This window comes from Flavihumibacter fluminis (assembly GCF_021491375.1).
GTDB classification, from domain to species: Bacteria; Bacteroidota; Bacteroidia; order Chitinophagales; family Chitinophagaceae; genus Flavihumibacter; species Flavihumibacter fluminis.
Window position 1 is genome coordinate 355,706 of the sequence record NZ_JAKEVY010000001.1, and the last position, 12,844, is coordinate 368,549.

10 protein-coding genes, 1 tRNA gene and 1 pseudogene are annotated in these 12,844 nt (G+C 37.5%); 3 read left to right on the plus strand and 9 right to left on the minus strand.

Going from position 1 to position 12,844, the window contains the following annotated elements; all coding sequences use genetic code 11:
* Positions 1–147: 147 nt before the first annotated feature.
* The 9 genes and pseudogenes from L0U88_RS01625 to L0U88_RS01670 all read right to left on the minus strand — a co-directional run bounded on the left by L0U88_RS01625 (position 148) and on the right by L0U88_RS01670 (position 10,141).
* Positions 148–771 (minus strand): HNH endonuclease family protein, encoded by a 624-nt coding sequence (locus L0U88_RS01625; RefSeq protein ID WP_234863858.1) that lies wholly within the window; start codon positions 769–771, stop codon positions 148–150.
* The gene (locus L0U88_RS01630) at positions 764–2,353 is read right to left on the minus strand and encodes an AAA family ATPase (RefSeq protein WP_234863859.1); all 1,590 of its coding nucleotides are present in this window, start codon (positions 2,351–2,353) and stop codon (positions 764–766) included. The genes L0U88_RS01625 and L0U88_RS01630 overlap by 8 nt, the downstream gene beginning before the upstream one ends.
* Before the next feature lie 163 nt (positions 2,354–2,516).
* Entirely contained in the window at positions 2,517–2,804 is a 288-nt protein-coding gene (locus tag L0U88_RS01635) for a hypothetical protein (protein WP_234863860.1), read from the minus strand.
* Positions 2,804–5,062 (minus strand): annotated as a pseudogene (locus L0U88_RS01640) (AAA family ATPase). Before L0U88_RS01640 ends, L0U88_RS01635 begins: the two are co-directional and overlap by 1 nt.
* 143 nt (positions 5,063–5,205) lie before the next feature.
* Complete coding sequence (locus L0U88_RS01650) at positions 5,206–6,066, minus strand: hypothetical protein (protein WP_234863862.1); 861 nt, start codon at positions 6,064–6,066, stop codon at positions 5,206–5,208.
* A 349-nt stretch (positions 6,067–6,415) separates the two neighbouring features.
* Positions 6,416–7,333: a hypothetical protein gene (locus L0U88_RS01655; protein ID WP_234863863.1), complete on the minus strand. Its 918-nt coding sequence runs from the start codon at positions 7,331–7,333 to the stop codon at positions 6,416–6,418.
* 345 nt (positions 7,334–7,678) lie between these two features.
* Positions 7,679–8,755: a sensor histidine kinase gene (locus L0U88_RS01660; RefSeq protein WP_234863864.1), complete on the minus strand. Its 1,077-nt coding sequence runs from the start codon at positions 8,753–8,755 to the stop codon at positions 7,679–7,681.
* Positions 8,755–9,507, minus strand: coding sequence for a response regulator (locus L0U88_RS01665; RefSeq protein ID WP_234863865.1), 753 nt, complete (start codon positions 9,505–9,507; stop codon positions 8,755–8,757). The genes L0U88_RS01660 and L0U88_RS01665 overlap by 1 nt, the downstream gene beginning before the upstream one ends.
* A gap of 560 nt (positions 9,508–10,067) precedes the next feature.
* Positions 10,068–10,141: transfer RNA gene (locus L0U88_RS01670), tRNA-Cys, on the minus strand.
* An 85-nt stretch (positions 10,142–10,226) separates the two neighbouring features.
* On the opposite strand from L0U88_RS01670, the gene L0U88_RS01675 reads away from it, so the two are divergent.
* The 3 genes from L0U88_RS01675 to L0U88_RS01685 are packed head-to-tail and all read left to right on the plus strand — an operon-like array spanning position 10,227 to position 12,843.
* Positions 10,227–11,102: a nucleoside phosphorylase gene (locus L0U88_RS01675; protein WP_234863866.1), complete on the plus strand. Its 876-nt coding sequence runs from the start codon at positions 10,227–10,229 to the stop codon at positions 11,100–11,102.
* 4 nt (positions 11,103–11,106) lie between these two features.
* The gene (gene dapF, locus L0U88_RS01680) at positions 11,107–11,892 is read left to right on the plus strand and encodes a diaminopimelate epimerase (RefSeq protein WP_234863867.1); all 786 of its coding nucleotides are present in this window, start codon (positions 11,107–11,109) and stop codon (positions 11,890–11,892) included.
* 12 nt (positions 11,893–11,904) lie between these two features.
* The gene (locus L0U88_RS01685) at positions 11,905–12,843 is read left to right on the plus strand and encodes a magnesium transporter CorA family protein (RefSeq protein ID WP_234863868.1); all 939 of its coding nucleotides are present in this window, start codon (positions 11,905–11,907) and stop codon (positions 12,841–12,843) included.
* Position 12,844 lies beyond the last annotated feature (1 nt).

Consider the following 12,844-nt stretch of genomic DNA (forward strand, 5'->3'; position numbering starts at 1 on the left):
GAATTAAGATATAAAATATTTAAATAATTAACATGAATCATCTTATTTGACTTAATCGTATATTGATGCTCATGTCATAAAACACTTAGTTAATAATGGCAGGTTCGTATCAGTTAACAATTAAAAGTTATAAAATTAGATAATAAATTAACTATTAAAATAAATGATTCGTTTAAACCTATCATAAAGGTCTTTAACAACTTTAATATTATTTAATTTTTTTTCATAAATCCGTTGCTTCCCTCTTGCATTTGCTTGACCAATCGTGTCAAGTTGAAAAAGTAAAATTGAATATTTCCCTTTCCAGGTTTTATGTCTCAATTGAATTTGAGTCCTTGTGTTTACCCATTCATAATGAGAATATGGATTGTCAAAATAAGGATGGACAATTTTAAATTCGCAATCAGAATAATTAGTATTATATCTAAAAACAATATCAGTTTGACCTTTTTTGCTTGAACCATTACAATATTCACATGATAATACAAGATTTTTCTTTTCAAAAGTAAATTCTGGATAGGCTCTTGGTCTTGCACCTTTAGGCGCAATATGATCAATTTCACCTCTAGACGTTTCCCACAATTGTAATCCGCAGTAGCAGCATTTCTGTTTTTGAAAGCCGTCAAGTTGGGAAAGAATGGATCCTTTTATATCTGTCATTATCGCATTTGTTTTGTCCCACTCAGCAGGTCGTCTGTTAACAACAATACCAGCAAGATGGGTTTCTTGTTGTTGAGTAAGGACTAACGCATTGTGAATTTGATTAATCATTTCTAATATAATCTTCAGCTTCTGAAATTAATTCATTCAGAGGGTCATTCTCTGATATATTTATTGCTTTTAACTCTTCAACTAACCTAGTTATTTTATTAAAGTCTTTACTTTTTTTTGAAAGTAGATTTAATAAATCTGCAACTGCCATTTCAAAATAATGATTACGAGCTGATTTAACATTAAAAACTCTAAACAACACATCTTCTGCTGACCAGCCAAAGGTATTTGCTCCTAATAATATTTTCGCTGATAATTGATTAGTTTTTAAATCTCTGTTTAAAGCTGTAACTGAAGAACTTTCACCCTCTAAATCGGAAACCAAAAAATGAGAATGAGTTGAAATTATAAAATGACAGGTAGAGAAATTGGCAAATACATCTTTGAGAAAAGTTATATATCGCATTTGCCAATTCGGATGCAAACTTATTTCAGGCTCATCAATCAGAACTAATGAATTATATTTAATATTTGCAAACATTCCTACAAGTGAATTTAACAAATGATATTCACCGGAACTTATGTCATTTATAGAAAGAGACGAATTTCTTTTCTGAATTCGTATTCCTTCTAGGTTAATTATGTCAAGATTTTCAAGGTGACTTATCATCGTTAAGTCATAATCTGTTAAATCTGAATCAAATAAGTCAATTGAAATAATTTTCGATGAAGAATTTTTCTTACTCAAAAATATTTTTTCAATTGTAGGTATTTTGTTCAAAAAAGAAACAACTCTTTCGGTTAAATATAAATCATCTTTGAAATATTGATTATAGTAAGGTATGCTCCAAAGTGGATTTTCTTGTTTTCTTTTTGTGTATTCAAAATCTTCATCCCACCAATTTTCAAAATATTTTTTAAAATTATCAATAGTAAGACTTTTAGAAAAGAAAAGTTTATTGATTTTTGTTTTATATTCAACTTTAAAACAATCTTCAAATTCTAAAAACTTTAGAAGCTCTTTAAGATTTCCTCTAAACTCATTACTAGCCTTCGCAGCATTAAAAATATGTTTTAATGTTCTTCTAACTGAAGTTTTTGTACTAGTTGTACTACTTGTACTTCTAGCTCCTAAATATTGATAGAAGTCAATTGGATTACTATTCTGATACTTAAATCGATCTGTTGGAATTATTGAATTTACTAGTAATTTATCAGGATATTCTAGCTCGTGATGTAGTACTTCAAAACCTGTTTGCAATTCATGCAAACTATCATTATTGAATTCAAGATTAAATGGCCTATTTTTGAAAAAAAGATATTCTTTTCTTTGCATTTTATTGTTGCTAGATTTAATTTTTCTCGCTACAATTTCGTATGTATTTCTATAATACTTGTATCGTAAATGAATATCGTAAGGAAGACTAAATTCTTTTTTGTTAGAAACTGAATATGATTTAAACTGTCGGAAAACTTCAGCAATAGTTCTAAGAATGAAACTTTTTCCTGTACCATTTGGTCCAATAATAACTGAAGTATAGGGTTTTTCTCCTTTCTTATATTCCTGTGGTTCAGAAAGTTGCAAATCGATATCCCCTAATTGAGGATGGCCTTTTAAATTTAGGAATTCAATTCTGAACATTCTATTTATAGATAGTAAATGAATAGTAAAAAAACACTTTTATCAAACCAAAGTTATCGAATTCGAGGCAACAGTTACCGAAACAACCGCCGTTCAGTCTAATTATCGATGGTGCGTTATTCGTGCGCCGTTCTTTTTCTAATGCAAGGTTATCGGCAGCGTGTCAGGTTAAAGACTTCCATCCCTTAGATTTTCTTCCTGCGTAAAGTTCATATCGCACAGGCGATTTTCTATTGTTTTCTCTCATGACAAAATTCAATATATGACTAAAGAAGTACATCACCGTAGTATTTACTTTGTCAAATTCATTTACACCTTGTCCAATTACTGGGTTTATTAAACCCTTATTCGCAACATAAATTCGGTTTAAATGCTTAACATCTGTATTTGATGGATTTGCAACATCTACAAATCTATGATATTCACTTTTTGCCCAGATATGTATTTTCACTATAAGCCATTAAGTCCTTTCCAATGTAATTCATCTTTTAATTCTATATGTTCCATTAAGTCCTTTATTGCTTCTTCTATTTGTAATAGTTTGTCATCGTGTTGTTGAACTTTTTCAAATTGATTCTGATGTGACAACCAATGCAAAAGTTTTATTCTATGATAAGTCCCGTCAGCTGAAGTGAAAACTGCTTTTACCCTTGAGTCAACAGATTTACTTGATGGATATTTCATCGAAGTATATAATTCTAAAAATCTCCTCATAGCATTTGGTAAAAGAACCGTGTGGGGAAAAGTTGATTTGTCAGCTAGTTTATTGAAGTCGTTTAATATATGGAAGATTGAGACATATTCAGAATTGTAGTCTTTAAATGTAGATGGCAGATGCTCAATTTTGGATTCTCCTGAATCATTTCTTTTAATGAAATAAAAATCTGCTTTAGTCTTCTTTTGTCGGTGAAATAATTCTTCACTGTCCATAAGTATTGAAAAGAACTCAAAATTATGTGTTGAAATAAATAGTTGAGCAAAATCCTCAGTTTTGAAAAAGTCTTTCAATAATGACCTTACTTGGAAAATATGATTACTGTCTAGACTGGAAATAGGGTCATCTATAAAAATTATTGTGTTTGGAAGTTTAGGCGGGTCATTTTTTCTTAATGATTTCAATTCTGTCAAGAAGTATGCAAATGCAATTGCTGACTTCTCACCCTCACTTAAATGTTCCGCTGGATGACCTGACCTTTCAAGCCTAAATATTTCGTCTCTAATCTCAATTTTTATATCATCTCTATGTAACAAAATTTCTAAAATGTCATTAAGCTCACCTTGTCTTTTTGCGGTGCTACTCAATTGTTCGTTATAGCTCTTAATTAATGGAATATTGTTGTTTATTTTAGCTTCTATCTTTTCATTAGTTTCCATTGCACAATCTCTATTCGATTCCTTTTTGTTGTAATCATCAGCCTTCAGATACTCCGCAACATAGTGCTTTAAGATTTTTTCAATTGCGGAACTTTTTCTCTCACTAAATTCATTAAGCCATTTATTGTGTTTTTTAATTACACTTTCAATTGCCTCAAAGTGACCTGTTAAACTTATTATGTCAATTTGTGTGGCGTCAATTGAATTGAAGATACTTGACCATTTATATTGTAGGTCTTTTTCAAGAATTGAAAGTTTTTCTTTATAAATGCCTTTTTGAATTTCATATGCACTTATCGCCATCTCATATTCGGATTGAAAAAGTTCTGCAATGTCTTTTTTGATTGGAAATTTAACTTCAATTAATTTTCTTTCGCTTTCAATTTCTTTGATAACATTTTCTATTGCATCCTGAATTTCCTTTAATTTTTTGGAGTAAAAGGAATTAAGGTCGGCAATTCGATTGTCTGGTAGTTGCTTTGTGCAGAACTTGCATTCCTTTGAATCTATGTGAAGTGGCATACCTTTCTGAACCCAATCAAACAAGGCAGGGTCTTCTTCAAGAGTTGGAAATGTAATAGCTTTTGGAGCACTATCTTCTAAGATGGATTTTACAGATAATGAAAGCCACTCTAAGCTTTCCTTAATTTTGTAATTTTCATTTTGAGGGTCAAACTTATTTTCAGCTTGCGCTTCTTTTTTTGTTAAATCACGCTCCGTAGCATTTAGAATAAAACCTTCAAGGTTGACTTTTACTTCATCAACAATTTTTTTGAAATTCCCTTTGTCAAAGGTTGTAGGGTCAAATATCCCTGGCAAATAGTTTTCTCTTACATCTTTTGCTTTTCTTGAAAAATATCCATTTGTTTTATTATAGTTTTCAAAAGCATCAATGATAGGCTTGTATTTTTTTTCACGTAATAGGGCTAAGCGTTCATTGATTGTTTCTAGCTTTTTGATTTTATCTTTTAAGGCACCCGCTGTATCCCCCAAATAGAAAGAGATGGGACTAAAACCCGACTTAGGTTCATCCCAAGTGAAAATGCGCTTGATGTATTCACTATTGAAAACCTTTACAGCAAATGGAAATTAATTTAGGGTATCCTGATTAAATATTTTGGATGTTCCGTCATTTACAGATATTTCAATTTCAGCACCACTAAAACATCTGTTTTTGTCTTTGAACTCTAATACTTGAAAAAGTTTTGAAAGCGTTGTTTTTCCTGAATAATTCCAACCATAAACCAAGTTCTTTCTCTTGAAGTCTTCTATTCTGCCCCAAGTGTAATTTTGGTAAATGCCAAAACGCTTTAGTTTATTTATTTGAGTAATCATTCAAGTCTTATTTTAGATTTTATTTTAACACGGCTATCACGTCCTACGCTTGCGCCTAACGTCGAGTATTGCTGCAGGTGGCGTATTTTATAACGTCCTACCCAACGTGCAGCAAAACTTTTGTTTGCAGTACACTCCAATTCTCACAAGTATTGAGCTGCTTTGAGTGCTTTTTTGAACTCAATCTGAAATAGCTTTTGTCCTCCTTGTCCGGGGAAAGGAATTCTACTGTCTATTATATTTCTTAATCCGTGCTGCCGCAAAGCATTAAAGGCTGTGTCGTAAACAGTCGCTTTGATTAAAATGATTTTCGTGTCACTGTTAGCCACTTGTTTTATTTTCTCAATCAGGCTCGGAAGTTGAGAACCTAAATCTTTATTTAGAAGTGATAGCGGCAGTTCTGATAAGTCGAGCAGGTAAAAACCGTCAGCTTGAAATTTGAGTAAGATTGAAAGTTTGATGTCGCTGTCTCGTCCACTTGCAATGAACTTGTACTTGAGGTCAGGGTAAAGTGCTTCAGCAACTCCTAAAAACAAATAATCATGTTGGTGAACATTCTCAAAATAAAAGAAACGGTCTAAACTGTCCGGCGGTGCTTCTGCAATCAGTAAATACCTTACCTTGTCCGGCTTGTATTTAAGTCGTGCTTTTTCAAGATTCTGCTTTAATTGTGTAATGTCAACAGTCGCTGCTGTGTTTTGCTTTGGTTGCGTTGTTACAACTGTTTTGGTCGTCATCTTAACAGTCGGATAGTTAGAGGGTGCGGTTTTCCGTTTGGTTGAATGTGGAATTGTCCAACTTGAACCTTTACCGCCAGACTGAAAAGCATGAGGTAGTTGTCCTTTGCGTAACAAATCACGAAGTGGTTTGCCGGGTTTATCTTTGCTGTCCCGAAGTAACCCTGATTTTTCAAGTAGTGCATTTGCTTCAACAGGGTCAATGCTTTGTCGCCCTGAACGTATCAGATAGTCGTCAAGGAATTTGATTATTGCTTTTATGCTCATAGGAAGTGTCCAAAAAGAATTGCTGCCAACGTTGAAGCATTGGCGAAGTGGCGGCAATCATTGAACGTTCAGCCGATAACCAATGCTGATTAAATGTACAGCTGTTCATTGATCATTTTGTCGCTCAATGGCATTCCGTCACGCTGGAACAAAAGCTGACTGATGATTAATAGCCGATTGCTTGCACGTCGCCCCCCCCCCATATACGCCAATGTACTGTTACCTGCATGCCCTTATCTTAACTTTTCACCTATCATATAATTATGTAAGACCACAAACCGACTCAAGGATAAAATTTTCTTAATGAAAGACACTTTCAATAAGAAAATTTAAACATCAAAAAAAGAAACTATTGCCAATCAGCATAACCCTGCTCTCCATCGTCGCCATGCATTCCCCCTTGACCATGGAAAGAACATCTAGCACTTCTTCCACCAGCACCACCTTTACCGCCTTTACCCGGACCGACATCTACAGTAGGCATGTTAGCTATGTCACTGCATTTCACCACTAAAACTCCACCATTTCCACCTGATGTCCCTCCTCCACCACCTCCTCCGCCCCAATAGTATACTTGCCCTCCGCCATAACAGTCTCCTGTACCGCCGTTAGTACCATTACTGCCATCACTTCCCCGAAGTTGAATTTTAGCGGTAGATCCAAAAACGATTTTATCAGCTAGAATACATATTAGTCCACCGTGCCCATATGATTGACGTGCTCCATTTCCTCCGAAACACCACCTACTACTACTTGGAGATGGTGCGCCTCTAAAATCTGTTGCTGCTATACCTGGCAAGTTTACACTGGGCCTTCCAGTGTAAAAGGCGCCACTACCACCACCACCTCCATTGTAGTCATTAGTTCTGTGGCCAAGACCACCTTGCTGGCGACCATTTCCACTTCCATTACCGCCGGAACCACCTAACGCTTCGCTATAAGTATGTTCCAGTTTTTCGCCGTTTTCTAACGTTAACGCTATAGTACCCACTCCACGTCTAAAATTTGTGTACACTATTGATCCCTCACAAATAATTACTCTTGCTTTAAGCACAAGCCACTTAGAACCATTGTCATTAACTTTTAATACTCCTGCTTCTTTTATATGAATAGTATCGTATTGATATAATCGAGGAGGTATATTTAAAACCTGACCACGCTCGACTACTAAATTGTTTAATGGAGGTGTCGCTGAAATACAAATAAAGGAAGATAATGCGATGAGCAGATAGAATTTTACTGAAAACAAAGTGGGATTTATTTTCATAATAGCAGATGGCTTTTGATGGCTTTTAAGTTTGGTTTACATAGCGAGTAGTGCATGTACAATTTTAGCTTGTCTATTTTTCAACCTTTTAAATAAAAGAATGCTACCAACAGAGTTGCAGGTAACGTTCGAGTATTTGCGACGGCAGGGAATTCTTTGATTGTCCAGCCGGGTACAAATGTCCATTTGAAAATATATTGTTGAAGTTAAGAACTAAAACTGAACATTGGACGTCGAGCCCGAACTGCTGCTGATGCTTGCACATAGCTGATGCTACATTATCCAGCCCTGCTTTTGCAAATACTTTTGTTGCCTGCAGTGCTTCTTGTTAGGAGCATGTTTACATTAATACGTCTCCAGGTCGAATTCAAAAATATTAAGCCCTATTGGTCTAAATTCATTTTGGTCTTTAAAATAATAAAGCTTGCTGCCATGGGTTTTTAAAATTTCTTGAGCAATCCAAAGACCCATACCGATGCCCTCCTTGGAAAAGGATTTTGCAGATTCGTCTCTGAAAAACTTTTCAAATATTTTGTCTTTATTTGCATCGCTCACGAAAGGGCCGATATTTTTAACCCTAATTTTCGCACGACCATACAATTGGGTAATCTCAATCTTTATATTCGAGTCCGGTGATGAATATTTTAGGGCATTATCTAAAAGAATTAAAGGGATGAACTCTATTGATTCGAAACAAAAACTGTTATGAATGTAAGCTCCATCCACATTTATCAGTTCTATTGAAATGTTTCTTTTCTTCGCTGCTAAGTAGTTAAATAGCATTTTTATTTTATAAAAAAGCTTATATATGTTGATGTTCCTTTTATTACCAAACGATATACTTTTGGGATTAATAATAACGTCAATCATTCCTAATTGAGATGTAATCAATTCAAGGGAATTGTATAAATCTTTATATGAACTTCCGCTATTTTGAAGTTTTTCTTCGAACGTATTTCCTGGCAGTCCAGCAATTATAGATTCAGTGCAATTGAAGAAAATACTCATTGATGTTTTAAAATCATGGAATAACGAAAAGTTTTTTTCTATACTTTCATTTTCTCTTTGAATTATATAGTTTTCTATTTCTTGAATTTTTGTTACAAAAACGTTGATAGCGTCTTTTTGAACAATCCAATTTTTTCTCACTTCCTTTCTGCCTTGAGGAACTGTCGTATTTGTTTCATAGATCAATCCATTCAATATAAATTTAAATCCATTGGTAATTACTAGTAGGTTATTATAACCTTTGGAACAGATATATTCAACCTGTCCTGCATTACTTAAAGCCAAACTTAGACAATCTCTTTTTTCACATTTCTCAATACAAGTTTTATTTTGTTTAAGTTCTATAGAATCAAAAAACTCATTATTGAAAATAAAGGGATACCGAGATAGATTTTTAAAAAGCTCTAGTTCCATTATTTAAAAAATTTAAGAAGCGTATTTCCTATTGTAATTATTTGATGAACTAGCTCTGGCTTATTGCTAGCAAAATCTAAAATATTACTCCAATCGGGCTGCTGTTTATTTTTGATCACCTTTATAAGCTCCTTATCGAGCTTTTTAATTTCTATTTCATCGTACCCATTTTTTCTTAAAATGCTATGAAGGGTTTCAATATATCTTCCAGGCTTAAATTTGCTATCTATTAAAGTGTCAATTATATTTTTAATTTTCAGATAGTCGCTTGGTTTAGCAATTTTTTCATCGGCTAACTCCCAAAACTTAGCTTTGCTTAAGTCAAAACTATGTTGAGAATATGCAATAATAATTTGACTTGGATTTTTTCTTTTAATACTTTCCAAAACCCCCAACCCGTCATCAACTGAAATATGAAGTGCTACACCTTTAATGTCAAGAACTATAATATCATAAAACCCATTTTCAAGTTTACTATAATCCTTAACAGCAGCCCATTTATCAATGGAGTAATTTTCTGCTTGAAATAAGCTTATGGGGAAACTATCTTCATCGTCTATTACAACAATTCTTGTCCTTTTCTTAAGCTCTTCAAATTCTAAAGGCGTTTGAATACTTTTTAGTGCAGGATAAGTGTTCTTCCAAATGAAGTTTTTAGACGAGCCAGTAACTGAGTTATATATTTTTGTTGAGATAAAGTTTAAAAGTGATCCACCGGCAGTTACTATCAAGCCGATTAACAATTCATGCATATGTTTTAGTGTTTATTAGGTATAAATCTCAGCCGAGTGGTACCGCATTGCAGGCAACTCGTTTATTTGCGCTATTAGACGTGGTTCTTTAAAAGATCATAATGAGTATCAATTGCAACTTCCACGTTCAGGCGGATTCTTGTTTCGCTAATCCAACTTTCAGGGTTATCCTTGAATGAATAATTTCGATTTACATTAAGGCGGATTTTCAGAAATAAAATCGATTAAAACACTTCAGATTTCCCCATTGCTTCGCCACATGAGTCCCATAACAGGGAATCACAGGACAAGTAACACCAATATAATAATTCTTAAACAGTTTCGTATACGGGAAACCGTAATTTGTAAATTTTGAATAAGGAAACCAGGCTGGAACGATTGCCGAACGGCTCATGAACGGTTCACTGACTGTTGAAGAACGGTGATGGAACGGTGGTTGAGCGGTGCCGGAACGGTGACACAACGCTTGCAAATACCCGAATGGACGATCAAACATACCCGAACGGTAGAATCAAAAAGTCCGCAAAGGTCATTTCACCTATACGGACTTTCTTATTTTTTGGAGGTCCCGAGCAGATTCGAACTGCTGTAGAAGCTTTTGCAGAGCTCTGCCTAACCACTCGGCCACAGGACCATTTTTGAATCGGGCACGAATGTAGGATTTTTATACATTCGTTACAAATTCCACCGTAAAAAATTCTTTCTAATAACGCCACCGAATGAAACCTATTGCCCCCTCCGAATTAATTATTACCAACCGCGGCGCTATCTATCACCTCGACCTCCTCCCCGATGAACTCGCCCCTATCGTGCTCACGGTTGGTGACCCCGATCGCGTCAAAGTGGTGAGCAAATATTTTGATACCATCGAAGTGCAACGCCAGCACCGCGAATTTGTCACCCATACCGGTACCCTCGGCAAGAAACGCATCTCGGTTGTCTCCACCGGCATCGGTCCCGATAATATAGATATCGTTCTCAATGAACTCGATGCCCTGGTCAACATCGATTTCAATACCCGTACCATCAAACCCAACTTGTCCAGCCTCTCCATCCTCCGGCTCGGCACCAGTGGTTCCCTCCAGGCCGATATCCCCGTCGACTCCTTTGTGGCCGGCACCCATGGCCTAGGCCTCGATAACCTCCTCCACTTCTATCGCCTCGAACAAAATGAAGAGGAACAGGAACTGCTCCAGTCCTTCCTCACCCAAACCCAGATCCACCATTCCATCACCCAGCCCTATATCTCCGCCGCCGCCCCTTCCCTGCTCAAACATTTTACCGAGGGCTATCACCAGGGCATCACAGTAACCTGTCCCGGTTTCTATGGTCCCCAGGGCAGAATCCTCCGCCTCGGCCTGGCTGCCCCCCAACTGGTAGATCGCCTCACAGATTTTCAGTACGGTCAGCATAGGATCACTAACTTTGAAATGGAAACCTCCGCCATCTATGGGTTGAGTCGGTTACTGGGGCACCATTGCCTTAGCCTCAATGTAATCGTCGCCAACCGGGTCAACAAAACCTTTTCATCAGATGGACAGGCAGGCGTAGAAAAATTGATTGTTCGCTCACTTGAAATTATCGCTGGTACTTAACCCCATGGAGATCAACTTCTATAAATATCAGGGCACGGGTAATGATTTTGTCATCCTCGATAACCGCGAGGGTGTCTATAACCACCTTACCCAGGAACAGATCCACTTTCTCTGCGATCGCCGCTTTGGCATCGGTGCCGATGGCCTTATGCTGCTCAATGCCGCCACCGGCTACGATTTTGAAATGAAATACTACAATGCCGATGGCCGCGAAAGCACCATGTGTGGCAATGGGGGCCGCTGCCTTACCATGTTCGCCTACCACCAGGGTATTGTGCGTACGGTTTATAAATTCATCGCCATCGACGGTCCGCATGAAGCAGAGATCGATGCACGCGGACTGGTTCGCCTCAAAATGCAGGATGTGCCTTCTATTGAGGAGAGCTCCGGTGATTATACCCTCAATACCGGCTCCCCGCATTATGTGAAAATGGTCGATCGCCTCGATGAATACAATGTCTTCTCCAAGGGTCGCGAGATCCGCAACCAGGAGGCCTTTAAACCTTCTGGTATCAATGTCAATTTTGTGGAGGTGGAAGATGAACACGAAATCGCGGTACGCACTTATGAACGCGGCGTGGAAGATGAAACCCTGAGCTGTGGCACCGGTGTTACGGCCAGCGCCCTGGTGAATTACCACAATGAACAGGGCTTTAATGAAGTGACGGTGCAAACCCGCGGGGGCAAACTCTCTGTTGAATTCGATCGCCATCCCAATGGTGGCTATTCCAATATCTGGTTAATCGGTCCCGCAGAAAAAGTATTCACTGGTACCCTTTTACTACCCTAAAAAACGAGCGGAGTGATTCAATACTTCAAAAATATCAACCATCAGACTGTATCGATCCACAAACCAGAAGATGGCGTTTGGGTGAATGTGCTCCCGCCGCTGAAACAGGAAGAGTTTACCGAGCTCTCCGAGGAACTGGACATACCCCTCGACTTCCTGACCGACTCCCTGGATATCGATGAACGTACCCGCTTCGAGGAAGAGGACAATGTGAAGCTGATTGTGATCAAAACCCCCACGGAGAACAATTCCTTCAACGACAGCGATGCCTTTTATATCACCATCCCGATCTGTATTATCCTTACCCACAACCAGATCGTTACAGTGAACTCCTTTGAGAACGATGCCATCAAGAAATTCCTGAACACTTTCCAGAACCGCCATCCCGATAACCGGAAAATGATGGTGCTCAAGATCATCGAGAAAGTGGTGCAGAACTATATGGAATTCCTCAAGGAAATCAACCACAAGCGCAACCTGCTGGAACAAAAACTCTACGATGCCAACCGGAACGAGGAACTGCTCCAGCTCATGCGGATCCAGAAAAGCCTGGTGTATTTTGTGACCGCCCTGCGCAGCAATGAACTCCTGCTGATCAAACTGGAACGCACCAATTTCATGGGCCTCAATGAAGAGGAACGCGAATTCCTGAACGATTTAATTGTAGATAATTCCCAGGCCCTGGAGATGGCGAATATTTATACCAATATCCTTTCCAGTACCCTGGATGCCTTCGCCAGTATCATTGCCAATAACCAGAACGAAGTGTTGAAGCGCCTCTCGGTAATCACTATCACCCTGAGTTTCCCGGTACTGGTGGCCAGTATCTATGGCATGAATGTGCCCATCCCCTATGCCAACTCGCCCTTCGCTTTTTATATTCCGGTCTTTTTGTCCCTGGCTATTTCGTTAGTCATCGGCTATTTCTTTCTCAAGAAAAAATTATTCTGAT